Genomic DNA, 23,745 nt, shown 5'->3' with positions numbered 1-23,745 from the left:
AGATGCGGACATGGACAATAAATTTATTGAGGAACTGCGCGAGATTAGCAGAAATGACAAGCGCAGATCCGAATTTCTCATCAAGGGTATGAAGGAAACACTTCAGGAAAGAAAAGAAAAAAACTTTATCGAAAGATGGATTTGGCGTCAAAAGAATAAGAAGCGTATAGCGCAGAAATTCAAATCCTGATAGATTCAACAAGCTTTCTCACTAACTGTTTGCAACCTGCAACATTTTGGGTAACACTCACATAATTACATAGAGAGGCAACCGCAAACAGCATCTGAGGAGGATATGAATGGACCTTCAACCTTTCTCTTTAAATATTGGAAGTCAGGATATACAGGATTTGAAAGAAAGACTGCAACGAACCTGTTGGCCGGGATCAGGCGACAATGCTCTGTTCCTCATGGTGCAGCTTTAACGACTCAAGCTCACGAGCGTCCACCCAGAGAATATGTAGAACGACTTTTTCCCAATGTGATTCGCTGGACTGATCTTCAAAAAGGCGGACTTTTTGTGGCGCTAGAAGAACCCGACGCGATTGTCGGGTTCTTCTCTTATGCTTTGGGTCTTAACCATTGTGCTTCATAGCCCATATCGATCATTGTTGATAATGCGTCTTCAATCTCCCATGTTTCTTTTCCTGTCCATCCGCTTTCTAAACCATGTAGAATCCATGCCCGAACGATTTTCGGATAATTGAGATTATATATTTCCGAGACTCCACTCCTATGATGATACAGTTCGACACCTGTAGCCAATGGACTACCTCCAATGGGATCATTCCATGTCAAAAAGGTAACCAAGAGTGGTGCAATCTTTTTCCCTTCCCAAAAAACTTTTAATACATTAATGCTTTGACCATTCACAAAATGATGATTCAGTAAATATTCATAAGTTTGCCCTTCGACGACAATCTGCCTTATCTTTTTCTTCATTAATTTCTCCTTGTGAAACACTAATTCCATTATTATATCTGTATTTCAGAGGTACAACTATATCTACTTACCTATATACCTTATTCCGTAACACTCACTTGCGTTTGAACTGAGGATCTCCGTGAAAGTAAATACGTAGCCACAATGGCGATAGCGACCCCTGCTGCTCCAAACCAGGTGATGGAAGCCAGCGAAACCTGACCTACAACCACGCCACCAATTCCGGCTCCAGCTGCCATTGCAAGCTGCATCGTAGACTGATTGAGGCTCAGCATTACGCCAGAAGACTCTGGTACAAGAGTGACCAGATTATATTGTTGAGTCGGCCCCGATGTCCAGGCTGCGAACGACCAAAGGATCAATAAAGCGAATACTGCGATCAGGGAGTGAGCTGCAAAAGGAAGTAAGAGCAACGAAATCATATGCAGCACCATGCCTCCGAATAACGTAAAGGGAATGCCCTTTCTATCTGCACTGTATCCACCGATTTTCGACCCGATCAGACTGGCAATCCCGAAGGCGAGTAATACGATGCTCAGCATATCCTCTCCTACACCTGATACATCCAGCAAGTATGGTGAGATATAAGTATATGCAAGTGAATAACCTCCAAGCCAAAAGAAGGTAATGCCTAATCCCAAAGCGACTTCGGGCTTTTTTAGAAGAGCAAACTGTTGCAGTAAGGGGACAGGTTTATCTCCTTTTATACGGGGAATCGTCATAGCAATAACAATCAGGGCGATAATCCCTGCCAAAGCGATGCCGAGAAATACGGTTTTCCATCCATATGCGGAAGATATCATTCTGCCAAGCGGAATACCAATAATTAGCGAGGCTGTAAAACCCATGGTGACCGTAGCAATGGAGCTGGCCTGCTTGCCGGCTGGAGCAATTTTCGCTGCAATACTTAGTGCTGTAACCACGACCATCCCCGCCCCGAGTGCCATGAGAATACGTGCGGCAATAAACATGCCAAAACCCGGCAGAACAAAGGAGAGCAGATTGGCAACTGCGAACAATCCGAGGGAATACAGGAGCAGTTTACGTCTGTCCATTTTAGCAGTGACTGCCATCAGAATCGGCGTGCCAATAGCGTAAGCAAGGGAGAACACTGTAATTAACTGACCTGCGGCAGCCACCGTAATTCCCATTGTAGTTGCAATTTGATCCAGAATTCCTGAGATAATATATTCAGATGTGCCTACCAAAAAACTGATAATTGCCAAAATGTATACTTTCCACGTGCTCTGCATTTTATATAACGCCTCTTTTCTATTATATTTTTATATTTTTACAAATATCGAAATTAAGACTAAAAAAATTATATCATCAGGTATGGGGCATATTTCTTCGCTACTTCAACATCCAGGCTGTAATAAATAAAGGTTCCCTCTTTACGGAACGTCAGCAGTCCGGATTCTGCCATTTGCTTCAGATGATGCGATAACGTTGAAATTGCAACACTGTTCAGCTTCTCACCCAGAACAGAGCAGCATTGGTCACTTTCCTCTTTCAGCAAAAATGCTATTTTGAGACGAGTCGGTTCGCCCAGCGCTTTATATATTTTTACAGCTTGCTGCATATCTGTAGCATCTTTCACCCTGTTCAGCCCCCTTCTACGTCTAATCTTAATTTCGATGTTTGTCGAAATAAAGTTATCACAAACATTTGTAAAAGTAAACCCGCTTATTATAAAGGCACAGCTTTTTTACACTCTGTGGTGTGAATGATGGTCCTTCTTATCCTATAAATACCCCCCATCCATAAAGGATGGAGGGAAAAATGATCTGAGTAGAAAGGGGAATCATGGATGCCATGGCGTTAATTCGGGCTTGCCGTGGGTCTGACAATAATTTCATTAACATCTACATCCGCTGGCTGCTCCATGGCATACAGAATAGAACGGGCAATGGCATCAGGCGAAATCGAAATGCGACGGTACTCTTTCATTCCTTGCCGGGCCTCTTCATCTGAAATACTGTCAGCAAGCTCAGATTCGGTTACTCCCGGCGATACCAGCGTCACACGAATATCTCCCCCCACCTCCAGACGCAATCCTTCAGAAATCGCCCGAACCGCATACTTCGTAGCGCAATACACCGCTGCAGTCGGGGTTACACTATACGCGCCAATAGAGGCGATATTGATAAACTGACCAAATCCTTGCTTTTTCATAATCGGAAGCCCTGCCGCAATCCCATGCAGAACGCCCCGTATATTTACATCAATCATGCGATCCCATTCCTCTACCTTCAGGGCTTCTAATTTTGAAAGAGGCATCACTCCCGCATTGTTCAAAATTACATCCACACGCCCAAATGTTTTTTCCGCGTACTTAATGAACGCTTCCATCTGGTCCCTCTTAGTCACATCTAGTTGCTGATAATCAGCCGATCCACCGTTAGAACGAATCTCGGATGTCAGAGCCTCCAATCGCTCTGTGCGTCTGGCCCCTAATATCACATGAGCCCCATGGTGAGCAAGTAAACGGGCAGTAGCTTCACCGATCCCACTGCTTGCCCCCGTAATAGCTACGACTTTCCCTTTAATATCCAACATGCTTATTCCTCCTTTAGTTTAAAAGCTGACTGAAAAACATCCCTGCATGATACAGAACACCATCCTCAAATTCGCCATCTGCCGTAAACCCGGTGTCGTCCACATACTCGATATGGTTACCTTCCACAATGTAGCTACCTGTGTAGGCACTTTGCCTCTGATCACGTGCTTCATCTGTTGATTTGGCGTTGTTTCTGTACCCTTATTATGAGACGATGATGTTTTGAGCTGGTAGAAGAATCAGAGCAAATAATTGCCTAATCCTCCAAAGACCCTTAATATGTAATAAACTACTGAAAATGAAAACGGACTGCTTTGCAAAGAAGGGATGTGTCATGATGGGGGCAACCAAAATAGAGGGTTCTACCATGGAAAAACAAGCCGAGTTGGCAAGGCTCATAGAACGATTTTCAAATCAGGACGGAGTTCTCGCTACAGCCATACCTTCGCTTCACTTCGTCCGAAGTTCAAATACAACCGTTCCGATACATCAAGTCCATGAACCTGCCTTATGTATTGTGGCACAAGGCAGAAAAGTCGTGATGCTCGCAGAGGAAAGTTACCATTACGGCACATCCGACTACCTTGTCGTGTCGGTGGATTTGCCGATATCCGGGCAGGTCATCCAAGCGTCAGCAGAAGTTCCTTATTTGTGCCTCCGGCTCAATTTTGATCCGCATCAGGTTTTGGACCTGATCAAGGAATCTGCTTTTCCCACAAGCCCAATGCCTGATTCCAGACGAGGCTTGTATGTAAGCCAAACTAACTCTCTACTGCTGGATGCCGTGGTAAGGCTAGTGCATCTTTTGGAAATCCCGCAGGATGTTCCGGTGCTAGCTCCATTAGTCATTCGTGAGATACTGTATAGGATTTTACAGGGTAATCAGGGGGAATCCTTAAAACAACTGGTCATGACCGGCAGCCATTCCAACCGAATCGCAGAAGTCATAAAGCGGATTAAGCAGGATTATGATAAGCCGTTGCGTATTGAGGAATTGTCCAAACTAGCGAATATGAGTCCTTCGTCACTACATCGTCATTTTAAAGAGGTTACGGCTATGAGCCCAATGCAATATCAAAAACAATTACGTCTACAAGAGTCCCGCCGCCTGTTGTTATCCGAATCAGCGGATGCGGCAGATGTCGGTTTTCAGGTAGGTTACGAGAGTCCCTCACAATTCAGCCGCGAATACGCCCACTTGTTCGGCCTGCCTCCAATTAGTGATATCAAACGCTTGCGCTCGGATCAGGATCACCCGACCATTTGAACCCGTTGTTAGATGAACATCTGAAACCACTGCTTCTACTAACGCTTATCCCGATCATACATGGCAGAATGTAAAAAAACAGCACAAACAGCCGCTCCTCCCGTAGAGACGCGGCTGTTCAATATATTCCTCTATGCATGTGGTCATCACTATTTGAGCATCAATACGGATTATCCAGCTTGACGAACAAGGCTCGAATGACATCCTTCTCTGCCGTAGTAAGCTTTTGTCCTGCCTGCCATTGTTGAATCTCTTTCTTGACTTCCTTTGGTTCTCTATAGCTGAGAGCATACCCGATGCTTCCTATACCTTGTGTGCGGTTGGTTTTGTCCATATTTGCCAATGCTCGAGTCATCGCAGTTCTGTCTCTTGTAAACAAATCTCCCATAAGACCAGCATAGCTTTCGCTTAAAGCTCCATCCAATCCTTCAGAAGCTCGGATCACATTTGGAAAACTTTCCGATGGAATAAAAGCGCGCTGCCTATACAGATATTCGATGATTTCCAGGCTTAGATGTTCATTGATTTCGTTCATCTTTCCCCATTGGATTCCTGCTAAATGGTCCGTCATGTGACGTACTTTTGCTTCATCACTGAGGGATGAATCCTTATAAAAGGAAAGCACCAGCTCCTCTTTACTTTGCCGGGTATGCTGCGTATTGGCTGCAGTTTGCTTGGGCTTCCCGGCACTTGCTCCAGACGGCGGCGCAGCGTCAGCATGCTTTTCCACCGGATTGGTTGTACAACCTACGGTTACAGCCAGCAATAGTGCAGTACAAGCTACAGAAACGAACACGCTACCTTTTGACATGAATTCACTCTCCTGTCCGAACAAACAATGGTAGTTATGATTGCCCAAAATCCACCCATATCCTACTACGCTTGCGACCGTTCATCCATCGTTATAACGATAGGAAGATTCCATCTAGACTTCTACGCGTCACGTCCAACCGTAGGCTTACGGATCACGGAGACGCTCGATTCCCTCACGATCAGACGAGGCTCAAATTGCACACGCTCGTAATCGCCCGGTGTCTGATCCTGAATCCGCTTGAGCAGCAGCTCCGCAGCCAATCGTGCCACCTCTTCTCCCATAATGGAAACAGAGCTGATCTGCGGCGTTGTTACCGTAGCCCATAAATTGTTATCAATGCCGACCACCGCTACCTCTTCCGGCACTTTTACACCCAAATCCTTAAATCGATTCACGATTCCTATCGCTACCATATCGTTAACCGCATAAATGGCATCCGGCATGTGTTTCAAGCTATAAAAATAATCGGCTGCACGCAATCCCGTCTCAAAGGAGAAATCATCGCCAAAATAAACAAGAGAAATATCCACATGCGGGAGAAATTGCTCATAGGCAAAGTATCTTTCCTCGATTTTGTCCTTCGCAGCGCCTGCATAAGCAATTCTCGTTCGACCGATTTTAAGCAAATGCTCCATCACAAGCCGTCCCTCTTGTCGGGCCAGACTGACAATATCGGCTTTGACGTCTTCGCCCAGCTTTTTGCCGTAGTTAATGATGGACACCGGAACGCTGGCTTTATTGATCAGATCCACCAGCATTTTGGGATACGCCAGTGGCATAATAATAAGTCCGTCCACATGCAGCTTCTTGACCTCCCGCACCGTTTCAAGCTCCATTCTGGCATTTCCGGCGGTATTAATTTGCACGACACGGTAACCATGCTGCTTGGCAGCTTGCTCCACGGACCAAGCGATCTCAGGGATAATCGCGTTACGGATATCCGGCACCGCCAACGCAATTTGGTGTGTTTGGCGAACCTTCAGGCTCTGAGCCGAGGTATTGGGCGTAAAACCCATTTCTTCAATCACTTGCAAAATCAATGCCTTCGTTCTCGGGCTGATGCCCTCACTATCGTTAATAGCTCTGGAGACAGTCGCAATACCGACCCCTGCTCGCTTGGCTACATCCTCTATGGTTACTTTTTTTTGATCTGGCACACCCAAAATCCTTTCACGGTCGGAATCGTTTTCTGACTTTCAACAATAAAATCTCTGTATTGATATTATACCATAGAACGAGTATTTAAAAATTGAAGTAGTTTCTTCATCATTGCTTCTTTGTTTAAAAAATTCACAAAATCTCTTTAGTCAAAGCGATAGCCCAAATATAGCGCTGTAGTAACAAGTGATTATATTCACACAAAAATCAAGTGCTTTTTGTATGAATTTGGTTTGACAATGTGTAAAAATTGTGACATATTATTTTTCGGAAACGTTTCCTAATTCATTTGCTTTTATAACAATACATGATCATATATTCGTCAAGGAGATGACAGACATGCAAGCATTGAGATGGCATGGAGTAAAAGATTTACGTCTGGAAAACATTGAGCAGCCCGCTGCTCTGGCAGGAAAAGTAAAAATCAAAGTGGAATGGTGCGGCATTTGCGGGAGTGATCTGCATGAATATGTGGCAGGACCGATCTTCATTCCCCAAGATGCTCCTCATCCATTAACTGGTGAAAAGGCTCCTGTCGTCATGGGACATGAATTCTCTGGACAAGTGGTCGAAATCGGCGAAGGTGTAACCAAGATTCAGGTTGGCGACCGTGTGGTCGTAGAACCGATTTTTGCATGTGGAGAATGTGATGCATGTAAACAAGGCAAATATAATCTTTGCGATAAAATGGGCTTCCTCGGTCTGGCAGGCGGCGGTGGTGGATTTTCCGAATATGTCGCAGCAGACGAGCATATGGTTCACAAAATTCCCGAAAGCGTGTCTTTCGAGCAAGGCGCTTTGGTAGAACCTTCAGCCGTTGCCCTGTATGCTGTTCGCCAAAGCCAACTAAAAGTCGGCGACAAAGCTGTAGTATTCGGCGCTGGTCCTATCGGATTGCTGGTTATTGAAGCGTTGAAAGCTTCGGGCGCATCTGAGATTTATGCAGTAGAGCTTTCTGAGGAGCGTAAAGCTAAAGCTGAAGAGCTGGGTGCTATTGTGCTTGATCCTAAGACTTATGATGTGGTGGAAGAACTGCACAAACGGACCAACGGCGGCGTAGATGTAGCCTATGAAGTCACTGGAGTACCTCCTGTACTGACTCAAGCGATCGAGTCCACCAAAATCAGCGGACAAATTATGATCGTCAGCATTTTCGAAAAAGAAGCTCCAATCAAGCCTAACAATATCGTTATGAAAGAGCGCAATATGACCGGCATTATCGGTTACCGTGATGTGTTCCCGGCTGTAATCAGCCTGATGGAAAAAGGGTATTTCCCTGCGGACAAGCTCGTTACCAAACGTATTAAGCTCGATGAAGTGATTGAACACGGTTTTGAAGCTCTGCTGAAAGAGAAAAATCAGGTTAAAATCCTCGTATCTCCGCAATCTTAATCTAAAAAGCAAACTCAGATGTCTGCCCTATGCAGGCATCTTTTCATAAAAAAGCGCTCCTCCATCACTGCGGCATAAAGCCGTAACGACGGGTGAGCGCTTTTGAATTACAATCTCAATTATGGAGTTACACTTTTCAGAACATCATCAATCATTTGTCCGTTTGCAATCGTACCTGTATAAAGCCAACTGGAATCTTTACCAAAATCATATATATGGCCTTCTTTAACCGCTGGAATCCCTTCCCATACAGGATCTTTGATGATCTCATCCTTGCTTACGCCTTTGCTGTTCACGATAAAGATATAATCCGCATCCAATTGCGCCAGTTTCTCCAGGGATAAGTTACTCCAGTTCACCTTGCCTGTTTTGGAAATCTCCTGTACGACTTGTGGAACCTTGAATCCCAAGTCGTTGTATAATACATCACCGCTGGACAAATTCTGGTTCACTACATACACGTTTTTGTCCGTTACCCACAATGACGCTGCGGTTTTTTGTCCAACAGTCTGGCTCAGCTTGGCTTTAGCTTCTGCTGCTTTTTGTCATAATTGCTCAATGCCTGCTTCGCTTCGCTGCTCTTGTTCAGCACCTCACCTATGGTCAGCAGCTCTTGACGCCAATCGTTGTTCAGATTACTGCCTACCACGTAGGTTGGAGCAATTTTAAAGTATTGGTTATATTTATCCCCCTCTACCATACTCGCACTGTCCATAATGATTAAATCAGGCTTGAAGTTCAGAACCGCCTCAAACGGAAGATCTGAAGCGATGGTAGGAACGTCCTTCAGTTCTTTTTGCAGGTAGCCTTGAACTGAATTTTTGCCTACCGACCATTGGGCTACGGGTTTAACACCTAGGGCAACCAGATGATCCTCCAGATAAGAAGCGATCACACGCTGAGGCTGAGCCGGAACCTTTACCTCATGTCCAAGTGCATCCTTCAGCACCCGTTCCTGCGATGTCTGTTCTGCCGATGTATTGTTGGTCCCTGTAGAAGCGCCATCGGTTGCCGCAGGACTTGATGTGCCTGAACACGCGCTGACTAGCAGGGTAAAACTAAGCAATACAATAAACGCCATGGAATGTCTTTTATTTCTATTCATTCGTAAAATCCCTTCATCATAATTTTGATAATGATTATTATCCTCAGTAACAGTATGCGGTGCACCACTTATCGAATCAATGGAACATCCAGACCTGCCTAATGGATTATCTGGACTTTTGTCCCTCGAAAAGAGCGAAGGATGTAAACTGGCCCGATAATGAACAGGGGATACTCCGATATATTTTTTGAATGCCCGGCTAAAAAAATAGACATCCGGGTATCCCACGCCGACAGCGATATCCTGTAAGGTGGCATCTGTCTTCCGCAGAAGCTCCTTCGCCTTGTCCATTCGTAGCTGGATCAGAAACATAATCGGGCTGCAATCCGTTTGTTTTTTAAATAACCGGGTCAGGTGTCTTGGACTGCATTCCAATAATCCGGCCAACCGTTCTAACGTAATGGACTCTGCATAATGCGTCTGCATAAATTGAATCGCCTGTGTCACCATATCCCGGGAAGGCATTCGAACCTTCTGCTCCTGCAATTGCCGCATACATTCATACGCAAAATCATAGAACCTGCCCTGAGCCTGCACCTTGGACAACGTATCCTTATCATGCCATGCCTGCTCCAATAGTTGCAGCTTTTGATACAACATAACCGGATACGTCGGCACAAAGCCATGAGCTACAGGGGGAAGGTTATACACTGCATGTCCGGATAGAGAAGCCACTTTATATAGTACAAGAATATATTCGATCCCTCGTTCCGAGGCAGTCATATTCAGTTCCAGGCCTTTGCTGCCATGCAGCACGTACCATGAATGTCTTGTATCATCCTGATCCTCCGTAGGCAAGCGTACACTTCCCTGTAACACAAATACGAAAGCCTGCGCCGGAAGACGATACGGTTGAAGCCGCTCTTCCCGCTCCAGCCGAATATGTCGGACATCCATAACACGGATCGACGAATGGAGCCATGCGGAAAGCAGCTTGTTCAGCTCATCAGCCTCATACTTCTTGCCCGTCCCGGTTTGGGAACCTGTCCGCTTTTTCCGTTCCTGCTTCACTTGTCAAAGCCTCCGCTTCATAAATACCATCTTATTTTTCCAAACCAACCCCATTATATATCATCTTCTACTATGCCTACCATGAGACAAAAATTCCTGCTCGAAATAAGGCGAATAAACGATTTCCATGGTACAATTTGTATAAATATAATGATTTTGAAATACATAGGAGGTAGACAGCATGAGTGGTTCAAAAATGGTATTAAGTACAGGAGCTAATGCTCCTTTAGGTAAGGAGGATACAGTACGGGTCACCATTACATGGGAGCATGCGCCAGCCGAGCTGGATGTTAGCTGTTTTATGGTAGGCCAAGATGGTAAAGTCGCTTCGGATGACTATTTCATTTTTTACAATCAACCAGCAGATCCGCACAGCCATATACGTTTAGAGCGCCCGAATAACAAAACCGCTGAATTCACTGTAGCCTTAAGGGCTTTGCAAGGAACTGGGGTTGATAAATGTGTATTTGCCGCCACTCTGGATGGTCCAGGCACTTTTGCTGATGTGATTGGCTGCACATTGACCGTTCAGGGAAGGCAGGTACATATCGCCTATAGCATTACCGAGGCCACCAAAGAAACGTCACTCGTATTCGCTGAAATATACCGCCATACCTCAGGCTTCAAGCTCCGCGCAGTTGGGCGTGGTTTCAACGGAGGCCTGAAACCGCTTGCCGAGGCTCATGGCGTCACCGTAGAAGAAGAGGAGCCGTCAGCAGCACCGACGAATACTGTGAATGCCAAAGCGGAGGCGAATGCTTCCTTTCCCGGTAGCGGAAAAATCAATTTACTTAAGCAGAGTGTGCAAATTTCACTGAAAAAGAAACAGATAGACCATGAAAAAGCACGAGTAGCGGTTGTATTAGACGCTTCTGGTTCCATGGGGAAGCTGTACTCACTGGGAACCGTGCAAAAAGCCTTCGAACGTGTGTTGGCTGTAGCCGCCTGTATGGATGACGATGGTGAAATGGACGTATGGTTTTTTGCAGACAAAGCCCAACGCGCTCCAAGCGTCACGGAACGAGATTACGAGAATTACGTAAAACGGACTTTCCCAGAACCTGGATATGGGAAAATAGGAATAGGTAACAATGAGCCTGAAGTGATGACGGATATCATTTTAAAATATACAGAAGAAGTACCTAATGAAACAATCCCAACCTACATTATCTTTTTCAGTGATGGCGGCGTGTATGAAACGAAAAAAATATCAAAGCTGCTGATCAAGTACTCGAAATCTCCGATTTTCTGGCAATTCGTCGGACTCGGTAATGCCGATTATGGAGTCCTTCAAAAGTTGGATAATCTGCGCGGTCGCGTAGTGGATAATGCAGATTTCTTTGCCTTGGATGACATTGACTCCGTGACAGACGCAGAATTGTATGACCGTCTGCTGAATGAGTTTCCTGGTTGGCTCAAGCAAGTGCGGGCTAAAGGAATATTGCGGAGCTAATCCTTCACCGCAATGCGATACTCCTACATGATCACTTAAATATCCGCCGAGCAGAACAATAAAGGCAGAATGACCGCAGATAGAGCAATCGTCAGCGCCATCATTCTGCCTCTTAACTGCTCTTCTACACATTTCTCTTCAGGTTATTCCCCCCATTTTAGTCATAGTAGAATTATATATGGTTAACTCCTTGCCAATTCCTATTTCTTTCATTTCCTAATTGGATATTTTCATGTAGTATAAACCTAATTGAAGCAACCCTGTTTGGGCTATGCTGAAGCTATTGACTTTATGAAGGAGGATTTCAGATTGAAATCAAATGAAGCCACTTTGCACAAAAAACTGCTCCCTAGGCATATTACCTTTATGGCTATGGGTGGAGTCATCGGGACCGGTATTTTTAAAGGAAGTACCGAAACGATCAGCCTGGCGGGGCCTGGGGTCATTCTATCTTATATCTTCGCAGGGCTTCTGCTCTTGGTCGTTATGGGCGCAATTGCCGAGATGGCTACCGTCTATCCCAACATGAATATGAAGGATTTTATTCGCAAAGCTTTTGGAGAACGACTTTCCTTTATCATCGGCTGGTTGTATTGCTTCATGTGGCTGGCCGTCTGCATCATTGAGGTCATCGCAGCGGGAAGCTTCCTGCAATACTGGTTGCCAGACGTTCCCTTATGGGTACTCAGTTTAGCGAGTGCGGCCTTCATTATTGTGGTCAACATGCTGAGTGTCGGCGGTTTCGGGGAGCTTGAATTTTGGCTTGCGGGTATTAAGATTGCCATGATTATCATCTTTATTGCATTGGGTGGGTGTATCCTGTTCGGCATTATCCCAACTGAAACTCCTCCTTATCTGAGCAATTACGTACAGAATGGCGGATTTCTCCCCAATGGCTGGCTGGCTATTTTCTCGGCGCTGCTGGTGGTTACCTTTTCCTACGGAGGCTCTGAGTTGATCGGTCTGACGTTAACAGAAACAGAAAATCCGGAAAAGGTACTGCCTAAGGTGGTAAAAAGCTTTATTTTTCGCGTCGTATTGTTTTATACGCTGCCGATTCTTATCATTTGCGGCTTGATTCCCTGGAATCAGCTGGATGCGAATACCAGCCCATTCGTACAGGTGCTGTCTTCGGCAGGACTCCAAGGCTCGGCCCATGTCATGAACTTCATTTTGATTACTGCCGTACTGTCTGCCGCCAATTCGGGGATTTACGGGGCTACACGTATGCTGCATTCGCTGGCAGTCAACGGAGAAGGTCCTAAATCACTCGCCCGGGTATCCTCGAATGGGGTTCCGGTGAATAGTCTCAAATGGTGTGCCGTGATCCTGATTGTCGGTTCGATGGTCGCTTATATTGATCAGGACGGACTGTTCCGTATTCTGATGGCCGTACCGGGCTTTGTCGTTTTGCTCGTCTGGAGCTGTATTTGTCTGTCCCAGTTGAAGCTGCGCAAATCTTATCCGGTGGAGCCAAGCTTCAAAATATGGGGATTCCCTTATGTGACGGCGGTTACGGTGGGATGCCTATGGGTAATTGCATTCCTGTTCTTGCTTGACCCGCAAAATCGCATCAGCATTAGCGTGTGCGTGGCTTTCATGGCATTTCTGGTCATCTGGTCTTTGGTGAAGTTCCGGGGAAAGCAGGCGTAAACAGCTCATGATTCAAGCGTATCTGTTTCCTGTTTCTTATGCCTTTCTCGCCTTTCCCTTTGCCGCGTTGCTGTTTACGCTACCTTTTCTGATCGTACAGTACCGCAGGCATGGTTATATCCATAAAACGAGAGCATTGCTGCTTTACCTGTTGCTTTTATACTTAATGAATGCTTTCTTTCTGGTGATTTTGCCTCTACCGGCATCGCGTCATAATACGGCGTTAACCGGAGGCGCATTGCAGCTAATGCCCTTGCAGTTCATTCATGACATTATCAGGGAGACTTCCGTCTCTCCCTCCCAACCCTCCAGCTATCTGCATTTGCTGAAGGAACGCGCTTTTCTCCAGGTCGTTTTTAACGTTCTTATGACTGTGCCTTTCGGTATGTTCTTACGTTATTATTTCCGTGCGCGGTGGGGATGGTGTCTGATCCTGTCCTTTGGCCTTTCCCTCTTCTTTGAAATGACGCAGCTAACAGGACTGTACGGATTTTTGACCATGCGTATCGTGTGTTCGATGTGGACGATCTGATGGCAAATACATTGGGCGGCATGCTCGGCTTTCTTTTGGGCGAATGGTTTTCGCGTTTTCTCCCGCGTCTGGAGCATCTTGACAAGCATTTGGACATCACAACCAAGCGGGTGTCCTATACCAGACGAGGTATTGCCTTTTTCGTGGATTCCATCATATGGACAGGTTTGCTCGGTGTTTTGGAATACCTCCAAGTGCCCGCCGCCTTCTGGGTATCCAGTGGAGTATACTTCATGCTAATTCCTTACCTGACGAATGGGCGCACTCCCGGAAAATGGCTGGTGCGTATACATCTTGCGGGGACAGGAAAACGTATTTCCCTGTGGGAGCTCATGAAGCGCTACAGCCTCTTGTACTGGTTGTATTTCGGGATGAATTACGTGCTGGGTGGACCCGTGCTTTGGCCTCAAGTCCCTCCATGGGCGAGCGTTCTGATCAGCCTGATGCTGTTGGTCATCAACGGATGGTTCTTTTTTCATCTGGTTATACGTCTGTTCAGGAAAGACCTGTTATTTTATGAGGAGCTTAGCCATACTACCCACCGGATTACATGGCCCAAGCGACTTCATAGCCCTCTGCCTGACGCTACTGAACCTGCCAATACATCGGAAAGCTAATATAGTGATACGACAGCAAAAAACAGGCGAAGCAAAGGAACATTCCTTTGTCCGCCTGTTTTTTTATATTGCGAATAGATAATAACTCGTTTCTTTTACTTCCACTGTGCAATTTGATCAATGGGCAAACGAGTCGATGGATGACCATTGTTAATTCCTTTACCCATGGAAATGAGCATCACAGGCACATAACGATCTTTTTCAAGACCAAAGGCTTCAGCGATTCTGCTCTTGTCGTATCCACCGATTGGATTCGTATCGTAACCGTGAGCGCGTGCCACCAGCATCAACTGCATGGAAACCAGACCACCGTCGATCAAAACTGTTTCCCTGTTAATTGCTGGGTCCAGTTTCGCAAAATGGGCTCCTACTTGTTCCTGTTGCATTTCTTTAACATCTTTTGACATATAGCCCAATTCAACAGCTTCTCCGAAAATTTGTTCGAAATTATCAAAGTTGTTCAAATCCCCGAACACGGCAATCACTGCCGAAGAAGTCTCTACTTGGCGTTGATTAAAGCTCGCGAGTGGTGCCAACGTTGCTTTTCCTTCCGGGCTGTCAATCACGAGGAAGCGCCAAGGTTGCAGGTTAATGGAAGATGGAGCGCGTGTCGCTTCGGTCAAAATCTCTGTCATTTCCTCGCGGCTAATCTTCACGGACGGATCGTATACTTTGACAGAACGGCGACCCAGTGCGATTTCTTTAAAATCATTTGTTTTAACAATATTAGATGTGTTCGTATTACTCATTCAAATCTCTCCTTGTTTCCCCTATGGGTATAATGTAATTGGGGTCAGCCCATATCGGACATATGACCATTCATAACTTGCAGCATATCGGCTAACTGGCGCCGTTGGGTCTCGTCGAAGCTTTGGAGCAGCCGATCCACAAACTGTGAGCGCTCCTGTCTAAAAGTAATAATGCGCTCCCGCCCATAATCGGTCAGGCTTACCAGCGTAACCCTGTTGTCCTCTGGCTTGGTGCGCCGCATGACCATGGCTGTCGCTTCAAGCTGCTTCAAATGGCGGGTTACGGCTGCAGCGTCGATGCCAACCTCTTTTTGCAGCAAGGTCTGGCTGATCTCATCCACCTGATACAACTTGCACAACAGCTGTAATCTGGATGCGCTGATTCCTGCACAACGCTCAAACTTGGAGCTAGTCTGCTTGTTCAACAGCAACAGCGCTTCAAAAATATAGTCAGCCTCGGGTGATGTTTGGGTGATAGCAATCTCTCCTCCCTTAAGCAGGTCACTGGGCTTGACGATTCAACCATTGATCCATCAATCATTGATCTATCAAGTAATATACATCCTCTTTGAAAATAAATCAAGTCCCTGTGAAAAATAAAGTACCTCTTATCAAATAAAAGCTGAGCAACCCCGCAAGGGACTACTCAGCTTCTTCTCATATAACTAACTTTGTGATAACTCCCACACTACACTCATACGATAGCAGATCAGGAGAGCCATACAGACAGCGCCATTCAGCTTCTCTTGCTCTCTCCATCCGTAGTTGTAATATCCCGTTAAATGATGCCGTGAGACAGCATAGCGTCTGCCACACGAACAAATCCGGCGATGTTCGCCCCTACAACCAGATTCCCAGGCACGCCGTATTCCTCAGCCGCCTTCACGCTATTCGTATAGATGTTCTTCATAATGTCATGCAGCTTGGCATCCACTTCCTCAAAGGTCCATGACAGGCGCATGCTGTTCTGTGACATTTCGAGCGCGGAAACCGCAACCCCGCCTGCATTTGCCGCTTTGGCTGGTCCAAACAGCACCCCATTGCCCAAAAATACTTCAATCGCCTGTAGCGTGGATGGCATATTCGCACCTTCACCCACTGCTTTTACGCCATTGCTTACCAGCAATTGTGCTGCATGCTCGTCAATTTCGTTCTGTGTGGCGCATGGCAGTGCGATATCACATGGAATCGACCAGATATCGGAACAGCCCTCCGTATATATTGCGCCCGGACGCTCTTTGGTATACTCGCTAATGCGCAGACGATTCACTTCTTTAAGCTGCTTCACCAGATTCAGATCAATGCCGTCCGGATCATAGATGTAGCCATTCGAGTCACTACAGGCAACGACTGTAGCGCCGAGCTGCTGTGCTTTTTCAATCGCATAAATGGATACGTTCCCCGAACCCGACACAACAACACGTTTACCCTCAAAGGACGAGCCTTGGGCATGCAGCATTTCATTTACAAAATACACGCAACCGTATCCAGTCGCTTCTGTACGTGTAAGACTGCCCCCGTAATGAATTCCTTTACCTGTGAGGACGCCGCCTTCATGTCCCCCGCGAATCCGTTTGTATTGCCCGAACATGTAACCGATCTCACGCCCGCCTACACCAATATCTCCTGCCGGAACGTCGGTATCCGGGCCAATATATTTATACAGCTCGGTCATGAAGCTTTGTGTAAAGCGCATGACTTCGTTATCTGATTTCCCTTTGGGATCAAAATCGGAGCCGCCTTTGCCGCCGCCAATTGGAAGACCTGTGAGGGCGTTTTTGAAAATTTGCTCAAAACCCAAAAATTTGACGATTCCCAGATACACAGACGGATGAAAACGGATTCCACCTTTATAAGGACCGATGGCACTATTAAATTGCACCCGGAAGCCACGATTGACCTGTACGTTCCCTGCATCGTCTACCCAAGGCACACGGAAGGTAATGACCCGTTCCGGCTCCACAAGCCGTTCCAAAAGCCCCTGTTGCATATACTTGGGATGCTTAGCCAGTACCGGAACCAGCGAATCCAATATTTCCTTGACGGCTTGATGAAATTCATTCTCATGAGGATTGCGAGCGATAACCTTCTCAAAAACGGACTGCACATATTCGGCTGCTGCTTGTTGACTCTGCTCTGAACGGATAATGGTCACTTTTCTAAAACACTCCTTTTATATTGGGTTGCTCTATTGAGAGAACGAAACAGATTCATTCCGTGTTCTGGAGAGTGTGATTTTATGTATTCATAAAATTTAGTTAACTATACATGATTTTTTATAAAAATACATCAAATTTGCTCATAAAAAAATTTTGGCCCCTTCATTAAATATCTCTATGAATCTATCATACCTTGTCATATTATTAATCCAAAATCCCTTGATTTACAGGCTTTTTTCACGATAAATAAGAGTATATATACCTTACCCTACATGGTACAATAATGTGAACATAATGAAATTATATCTCAAATCAGAGCGAGGTCACGCCGTTTATGAATTCTTCCGTCCCTTTACGGACATACAATTTTTTATATTTTGCCCTGCTAGCGATTTTTGTACCCTTCCTCCCCGTTTATCTGAACGAGCAAGGATTAAACCCTGCCCAAATCGGGATGATCACGGGCACCGGCGGCTTTATCACCATCATCGCCCAGCCGCTATGGGGCATGGTCAGTGACCGAACCAGAACGATTCGCAAAGTATTACTTCTGTTGATGATATGTGCGGGAATCTCCGGTTATTTCCTGTATGCCTCAACCAGCTTTGCACTGTTGATCGGCCTGGCTATGCTGGTGTATTTCTTCCTGATGCCCATTGATCCTCTCACCGAAAGCCTGAACTTTCGTGTAGCCGAATCGGTTGGAATCAGCTATGGCTCCATCCGAACCTACGGGGCATTGGGGTATGCCGTCATGTCGCTGGTGGCAGGCTACATTATGTCAACCTTCGGCGCTCACAGCCTGGCCTGTTTGTTTGCCGGTATTGCAGCGATTAGCTTTATCATTAGCCTTGCCATGCCGGATGCTCCTGTAACAGGCAAGCCCGTGACGCTTCACAGCCTCAAAACCTTTCTAAGTAACAAGGAAACTCTCCTGTTCCTTCTGCTCGTATTTGTCTGTTCCGTTCCGGCCCGGATGAATGACACCTTTCTTGGTGTCTATATCCGTGAGCTGGGAGGCAATTCCGAACTGGTCGGGCTGGCCTTTTTCATTGCAGCAGCCAGTGAAATCGTGGTATTCGCTCTTAGCTTCTGGTGGTTGCGTGCAGGGAAAGAGCTTGCTATTATCTCTATTTCTGCCGCCTTTTATTTTATTCGCTTCTTCGCTTCAGCCTGGATCAACGATCCGCAGTTACTCGCCTATTTGCAGGTGCTTCAACTGCTGACCTTCCCGATATTTTACTCAGCGGCTATCCAATACTTGTACCGGATCGTGCCTGAGGAATGGCGTGCGACCGGACAAACCGTGCTGGCTTTGCTGTTTTTCGGCGTTTCGGGTATTGTGGCCTCTTATGCAGGCGGCGCGGTGTACGAAGCCTTCGGCGGGCAAGTGCTGTATCTGTCCATAGCTATCATGTCCTTTATTGGGATGGTGTTCGGCCTGATTTTAATGAGAATTTATGGACGACGGCATGGGTCAGATACATCAAATGGATACCAACATTCCGCTTCATAGCATGAATCTGAAACATTGCTTTATGTGTGAAAACGACTCCTAGGTAGCTGATTCACGGTATAACAAGTATGGAAAGTGCAAAAAGAGGCTGCGCACAGGGCGGAGGCCACTGAAAAACATGGTTCTTACAGATAGCTGAAAGAGAATCCATTAAAAAGACGACATTCATTCCTTTGTTTTTGAATGAGATGTCGTCTTTTTTTGCTTCCTCATGTCTACGAGTGCTCCTCTTTTTAGCTCATCAACTTCAAGATCCGCTTCAGATTCACCGCGAAAATCGCCATCGCTCCTTGCATTTCCATGCCAATCAGACCCGAGGAGGATGCCACATCATACCCGTGTCTGTGCTTGAGTTCACTGTTCTTGGCTTCAATTTTGTATCGCTCTTTGGCCTTGGTCTTAAAGACCTCACTCTCCTGAAATACGGCTTGAGCCAGATGTTCGTCGCTTTTTATACTTACAGAATACGTCTTGCTTTTTGCCCCGTCCTTGTAGCAGCCTTCCCGAAGAAGGCATCGCTTGCATGTTTCTACGTCAAAGTAATAGGTGTCGGTTTGGTTTTCTCCTCGGCCTTTTTTCCCCTGCCGCGCCCGGCGAGTTGCCAGATGACCAGCCTTGCACACATACATCCCTGCATCTTTATTGAACTCAAATTCGTCTTCCTTCTTTCGGTTTCCCTGAGTAATCAAAGGATGTAGTTTTGCGACCAGTTGGATGTTTTCTTGTGCACTGTAGGCGAGGTTATCTTTTTCTGAATAGGCTGCATCTCCAATCACCGTTTCCACTTTCATTCCTACCGCCTTACTTTTTTCAATCAAGGTTTGGAGTTGCTTGCCGTCGTGTTTTTCCCCGGTGGTAATTGTTGCCGCTGTTATGATTCGCTCTTCACTCATAGCGATGTGGGTTTTGTAACCAAAAAACGAGAAGTCCACACTTTTGTGACCCCTTTTGGCATCGGGATCCGCAGACGTTTGCAGATGCTCCACATCGTCGGTGACGGTTTCTTTCAATAAATTCAACGGTTCTGTAACCTTCGGCAGTCCGGTAAATCGCCCATCCTGTTCAATCACAGCGACCAGTTGCTGGCTATACTGGATTTCATCTTCTAGGACATCCGTGGCGGGTTTGGCGGGAAACTTACTTTTCATGGATTCATCCAGCGTGTAGATGGCCTTTCTGAGACGCTTGGAACGTTCCCGTAGCACGGCTTGCGGTGTTTTTTCAGTGTAGCGGGCTTGGGTATGAGTTGCGTCCACAATAATAGATTTACTGTGAATAACGCCTTTTTCGATGGCGATTTCCACCGTTTTGCCGATGAGCAAATCTAACAACTTCATACCTTTGAGCCGTAATTTGCGAAACTTGGTGAGTAGACTGGGATCAATGACAGCTTCTTCTGGAGCCATATGCAGAAAAAACTTGAATGACAAATCCGTTTTTGAGCGCTCAACCAGGTCGATGTCAGACAAGTCAAAGATGGACTTGAGTAGCAAATATTTAAACATCCGAACCGGATCTACAGCTGTACGTCCGTTGTCATGACAATAGTTGTCATGCAGTTCCTCATACACAAAGCTAAAGTCCACCAGTTCGTCCATTCTCCGCAACATATGATCTTTGGGGATGAGTACATCGTAAAGTGCTGTATACGGACTCAACAAAAAGCTCTGCTGTTTCGGGAGCACAGGGATCACCAACCTTGGATAAGATACTTCAATTATACCGAAAAAAAGAGACAGACTCTTCAAAAAAATGAGGAACTGTCTCTTTTGGTGAGCTGGGAGACTTTTTCAGTGGCCTCCACAGGGCGTAGCCTCTTTTTTACATCCTATGAGGGTATAACTCATCGTAATCGGGATGATCTTCTACACATAGAAGACTTCAAGCTGACGCACAATTTCTGCCTCGTCATGCTCTACCACCTGCTGATGCTGCGATTTCGAGAACAATTGTTCAATTTGCGCCGGGAACTCCTGCTTAATGTCCACCAGACGGATCGCTTCGTCGAATTTGGCCGGATGCGCTGTTGCAAAGGTCACACATACTTCTCCCTCGCCATTATACGCCTCATGCGCGGCAATACCGCAAGCCGTATGCGGGTCCAGCAAATAGTCATATTCGGCTTTGTATTTTTTGATCAGCTCCAGACACTGCTCATTCGAAGCGCCGAGCGCTTCAAAATCCTGCTGTACCCGTTTCAAATCCTCTGCACTGATCACAATCCGTCCCTCGGTTTTGAGGTTATTCATGTATTCAGATACCTTGGCTGCATCTTCTCCAAGGAAGTAATACAGATATCTTTCGAAATTGCTCGCCACCTGAATGTCCATCGAAGGACTGTATGTGCTTTTGAAGTCGCCCGGCTTGTATTCGCCTGTCTTCACGAAGCGCTCCAAAATATTATTTTCATTCGTCGCAATGATCAGCTTATGGATCGGCAAGCCCATTTTCTTCGCAAGAAAGCCGGAAAAAATATTGCCAAAGTTGCCGGATGGCACGCTGATATTAATCTTTTTCGTACCGGCAGACTCCTGCGCCCGGAAATAAGCATAGAAGTAATATACGGTTTGCGCCAAAATACGCACAAAGTTAATCGAGTTAATCGCCCGCAAATGATGTTTAGCTTTGAAATCGAGATCGGCAAACAGGTCCTTAATGACTTTTTGACAATCGTCAAAGTTCCCTTTTACGGATAGATTCAGTACATTTTCATCGTCAACCGTCGTCATTTGCAGCTCTTGTACTTTGCTCACCTTTTGGTGTGGGTGCAAAATACAGATTTTAATGCCTTCCTTGCCACGCACGCCCTGGATCGCTGCCGCCCCGGTATCGCCCGAGGTTGCGCCCAAAATGTGAATGATCTCATTCTGTTTCTTGGACACGTAGGAATAAAATTCACCCATAAATTGCAGCGCCACATCCTTGAACGCAAACGTAGGCCCGTGGAACAGCTCCAAAATATATAGAGAATCGTCGATCTTCTTCACTGGCGTTACTTCCGGATGACGGAAGCTCGCATAACTGCGCTCCACCAGCTGCTCCAAATCTTCACGAGGAATCTCATCATTGATATACAGCGCAAAAACTTCCAGCAGCAGCTCTCTGTAGCTCAATGTTGCCCATTGCTCTAACGTAGCTGCCGACACCGTCGGAATCTGCTCCGGTACCATCAGACCTCCATCGTCAGCTAACCCCATGAGCACGGTATCAATAAATCCCTTGGCTTCTACTCGACCTCTAGTGCTTATATATCTCATATACATCCCCCAATAAAAATTCAATTCGAACCTTTTTTCGAATATATTATTGTCTATAATACCCTGTCGCGGTGCTGTAACCAAGCCTTTTTTCATATTTCAAAGACTTTCTCCTACTTTACCATACCCCGCTGCATCAGGCATCTGTCATCAGTAGACAATTGGAACGTCAGGAACAGGTCGTGAGTCTGAAAAAAGAAGGCTGCTCCAGCGATTAGGAACCTGAAATCGAGAGTGCAGCCAGCTTGAGCGAAGGGGATGTGCAGCTTCCTGTAAAACGCAAATCATTGCCAACCTCGTCGATCTGCTGCAACACGTCAAAGAAGTTACCCGATACGGTAATTTGATTGACCGCTCTGACCACTTGCCCCTGCTCAATCCAGTATCCCAGACAAGCCAGCGAAAAATTACCGGACGCCGTATTCGTACCCGCATGCAGACCTTGCAGCTCTACGATCATCAACCCGCGATCCATCTTGCGAATCATATCCTCCAACATAGACGTGCCTGGTTCCACATACAGATTATGATACGACACACCAATTTTACCGTTATAGCTGCCCTTGGAAGCATTAGAGGTACTTTCCACCCCAGCCTTGCGAGCCGTCTTGCGGTTATGGAAATACGTCCGTAGTTCCCCGTCCTTGATGATCTCGTTACGATGCGTTGCGTTGCCTTCGGCATCAAACGTACTGCCTGCGGGAACGTTCTCCATCAGCGGATCATCAATCAGCGTAATACGCTCGCTTGCCACCTTTTGCCCCAGTTTCCCAGCCAATCGCGAAAAGCCTTTATCCACCGACTCCGCTGAAAATACCGACGTATACGCAGCCAGCAATTGCGTTGCTGCATCATGACGGAAAATGACCGGATAGTTATCCGATTGGATCGTGTGCGCACCCAGCTTGGAAACAGCCTCTTTTACGGCTTTATGAGCCACATCTACAATATCAATTTCCTCCACACTCCGCAGGGAGTAATCATGCCAACCCCCGGTAACGGTCTCGTCGTTGTCTGCTGCAATTACATACACATAAGCGGTCGCCAGACTTTTGCGACGATGGCAGTGCAGTCCTTTTGTATTTACTATCAGAACCTCATTTTCACGAATGCTGACCGAGCAATGCCGAGCCATCACAATCCGTGGATCTGCGGCAAGCGCTGTGCGCTCCATTTCTAGCGCCGCTTCGATCAGAATCTCAGGAGCCGTGTCAGCCAACGCTGAGGCATAGGCAGGCTGCTCAGGGTAGCTCTCAGAGCCTGCGAACAGCTCATCCTGTTCCTCGCTCTCCAATATGTCCGCATTGCTGCGTGCCTCTTCCAATAAAAAGTCGATCACGTCCGGTTCCAGCTTCTCTGTAGAGGCATAGCCCATTTTCCCGTTAATGACGCCCCGGAAGGAAAGCCCACCGTTTTCAACGATGGTATATTGGTCAATTTCTCCCTTCAGTACCTTCACCGAGGTAGAACGTCCATTTACATAGTAGATTTCCATATCCGCGTAGCCGATTTCCCGGCCTTTTGTGAACAACGCTTCCTGAAATTTCTGAATATTCATCG

The 23,745-nt window shown here is 46.3% G+C and carries 19 protein-coding genes and 3 pseudogenes; 8 read left to right on the top strand and 14 right to left on the bottom strand.

The annotated features are described in order from the left end of the window. Positions 1 to 10: 10 nt before the first annotated feature. Entirely contained in the window at positions 11 to 190 is a 180-nt protein-coding gene (locus tag ASL14_RS20695) for a hypothetical protein (protein WP_134913276.1), read from the top strand. 105 nt (positions 191 to 295) lie between these two features. Continuing rightward, on the top strand, positions 296 to 595 hold the full coding sequence (locus ASL14_RS20690) for a hypothetical protein (protein ID WP_134913275.1): 300 nt from the start codon (positions 296 to 298) through the stop codon (positions 593 to 595). Here ASL14_RS20690 and ASL14_RS20685 read toward each other — a convergent pair. From ASL14_RS20685 to ASL14_RS20665, 5 genes and pseudogenes are all read right to left on the bottom strand, one after another. Then, positions 562 to 942 carry a hypothetical protein gene (locus tag ASL14_RS20685; protein ID WP_044648966.1) on the bottom strand — a complete coding sequence of 127 codons (381 nt, stop codon included), beginning with the start codon at positions 940 to 942 and terminating at the stop codon, positions 562 to 564. The two genes, ASL14_RS20690 and ASL14_RS20685, sit on opposite strands and share 34 nt — an antisense overlap. Before the next feature lie 80 nt (positions 943 to 1,022). Continuing rightward, entirely contained in the window at positions 1,023 to 2,195 is a 1,173-nt protein-coding gene (locus tag ASL14_RS20680) for an MFS transporter (RefSeq protein ID WP_134913274.1), read from the bottom strand. A gap of 68 nt (positions 2,196 to 2,263) precedes the next feature. Continuing rightward, a complete protein-coding gene (locus tag ASL14_RS20675) occupies positions 2,264 to 2,542 on the bottom strand; it encodes an ArsR/SmtB family transcription factor (protein ID WP_134913273.1) in 279 nt (92 codons plus the stop codon). A 221-nt stretch (positions 2,543 to 2,763) separates the two neighbouring features. Then, positions 2,764 to 3,501, bottom strand: a complete 738-nt coding sequence (locus ASL14_RS20670) for an SDR family oxidoreductase (RefSeq protein ID WP_134913272.1) — start codon at positions 3,499 to 3,501, stop codon at positions 2,764 to 2,766. Between the two features lie 13 nt (positions 3,502 to 3,514). After that, positions 3,515 to 3,676 (bottom strand): annotated as a pseudogene (locus tag ASL14_RS20665) (Atu4866 domain-containing protein); the annotation flags it as partial. A gap of 163 nt (positions 3,677 to 3,839) precedes the next feature. Between ASL14_RS20665 and ASL14_RS20660 the strand changes: the two are divergent. Next, the gene (locus ASL14_RS20660) at positions 3,840 to 4,769 is read left to right on the top strand and encodes an AraC family transcriptional regulator (RefSeq protein WP_134914595.1); all 930 of its coding nucleotides are present in this window, start codon (positions 3,840 to 3,842) and stop codon (positions 4,767 to 4,769) included. A 160-nt stretch (positions 4,770 to 4,929) separates the two neighbouring features. Here ASL14_RS20660 and ASL14_RS20655 read toward each other — a convergent pair whose 3' ends face one another. Both ASL14_RS20655 and ASL14_RS20650 read right to left on the bottom strand, forming a co-directional pair. Then, a complete protein-coding gene (locus tag ASL14_RS20655) occupies positions 4,930 to 5,580 on the bottom strand; it encodes a hypothetical protein (protein ID WP_134913270.1) in 651 nt (216 codons plus the stop codon). Positions 5,581 to 5,702: 122 nt separating this feature from the next. After that, complete coding sequence (locus tag ASL14_RS20650; protein WP_134913269.1) at positions 5,703 to 6,740, bottom strand: LacI family DNA-binding transcriptional regulator; 1,038 nt, start codon at positions 6,738 to 6,740, stop codon at positions 5,703 to 5,705. A gap of 340 nt (positions 6,741 to 7,080) precedes the next feature. Between ASL14_RS20650 and ASL14_RS20645 the strand changes: the two genes are divergently transcribed. Further along, positions 7,081 to 8,133 carry a 2,3-butanediol dehydrogenase gene (locus tag ASL14_RS20645; RefSeq protein WP_134913268.1) on the top strand — a complete coding sequence of 351 codons (1,053 nt, stop codon included), beginning with the start codon at positions 7,081 to 7,083 and terminating at the stop codon, positions 8,131 to 8,133. A gap of 119 nt (positions 8,134 to 8,252) precedes the next feature. Here ASL14_RS20645 and ASL14_RS27475 read toward each other — a convergent pair. Beyond that, positions 8,253 to 9,664, bottom strand: a pseudogene (locus tag ASL14_RS27475) (ABC transporter substrate-binding protein). A 766-nt stretch (positions 9,665 to 10,430) separates the two neighbouring features. On the opposite strand from ASL14_RS27475, the gene ASL14_RS20630 reads away from it, so the two are divergent. From ASL14_RS20630 to ASL14_RS20620, 3 genes and pseudogenes are all read left to right on the top strand, one after another. Continuing rightward, positions 10,431 to 11,702, top strand: a complete 1,272-nt coding sequence (locus tag ASL14_RS20630; RefSeq protein WP_134913267.1) for a VWA domain-containing protein — start codon at positions 10,431 to 10,433, stop codon at positions 11,700 to 11,702. A gap of 309 nt (positions 11,703 to 12,011) precedes the next feature. Continuing rightward, a complete protein-coding gene (locus ASL14_RS20625) occupies positions 12,012 to 13,355 on the top strand; it encodes an amino acid permease (RefSeq protein ID WP_134913266.1) in 1,344 nt (447 codons plus the stop codon). Between the two features lie 7 nt (positions 13,356 to 13,362). Beyond that, a pseudogene (locus ASL14_RS20620) lies at positions 13,363 to 14,504 on the top strand (VanZ family protein). 95 nt (positions 14,505 to 14,599) lie between these two features. On the opposite strand, the gene ASL14_RS20615 reads toward ASL14_RS20620, so the two are convergent. The 3 genes from ASL14_RS20615 to gdhA form a co-directional block, all read right to left on the bottom strand. Next, a complete protein-coding gene (locus tag ASL14_RS20615) occupies positions 14,600 to 15,253 on the bottom strand; it encodes a nitroreductase family protein (protein ID WP_049827290.1) in 654 nt (217 codons plus the stop codon). 44 nt (positions 15,254 to 15,297) lie between these two features. Then, positions 15,298 to 15,729, bottom strand: a complete 432-nt coding sequence (locus tag ASL14_RS20610; RefSeq protein ID WP_187644812.1) for a MarR family winged helix-turn-helix transcriptional regulator — start codon at positions 15,727 to 15,729, stop codon at positions 15,298 to 15,300. 302 nt (positions 15,730 to 16,031) lie between these two features. Next, positions 16,032 to 17,408, bottom strand: coding sequence for an NADP-specific glutamate dehydrogenase (gene gdhA, locus ASL14_RS20605; protein WP_134913264.1), 1,377 nt, complete (start codon positions 17,406 to 17,408; stop codon positions 16,032 to 16,034). A gap of 338 nt (positions 17,409 to 17,746) precedes the next feature. Here gdhA and ASL14_RS20600 point away from each other — a divergent pair, with 338 nt between their 5' ends. Next, positions 17,747 to 18,928 (top strand): MFS transporter, encoded by a 1,182-nt coding sequence (locus ASL14_RS20600; protein WP_134913263.1) that lies wholly within the window; start codon positions 17,747 to 17,749, stop codon positions 18,926 to 18,928. Between the two features lie 233 nt (positions 18,929 to 19,161). Here the strand turns inward: ASL14_RS20600 and ASL14_RS20595 are convergent, their stop codons facing one another. From ASL14_RS20595 to ASL14_RS20585, 3 genes are all read right to left on the bottom strand, one after another. After that, on the bottom strand, positions 19,162 to 20,613 hold the full coding sequence (locus ASL14_RS20595) for an IS1182 family transposase (protein WP_134910922.1): 1,452 nt from the start codon (positions 20,611 to 20,613) through the stop codon (positions 19,162 to 19,164). 180 nt (positions 20,614 to 20,793) lie between these two features. After that, positions 20,794 to 22,185, bottom strand: coding sequence for a threonine synthase (thrC, locus tag ASL14_RS20590; protein WP_134913262.1), 1,392 nt, complete (start codon positions 22,183 to 22,185; stop codon positions 20,794 to 20,796). Between the two features lie 214 nt (positions 22,186 to 22,399). Continuing rightward, the gene (locus ASL14_RS20585) at positions 22,400 to 23,743 is read right to left on the bottom strand and encodes a TldD/PmbA family protein (protein ID WP_134913261.1); all 1,344 of its coding nucleotides are present in this window, start codon (positions 23,741 to 23,743) and stop codon (positions 22,400 to 22,402) included. Positions 23,744 to 23,745 lie beyond the last annotated feature (2 nt).

The organism is Paenibacillus sp. IHB B 3084, from assembly GCF_001447315.1.
In the GTDB taxonomy this organism is placed as follows: domain Bacteria; phylum Bacillota; class Bacilli; order Paenibacillales; family Paenibacillaceae; genus Paenibacillus.
The sequence above is the reverse complement of the archived record's forward strand: the minus strand, read 5'-3'. Positions and strand labels throughout refer to the sequence as shown.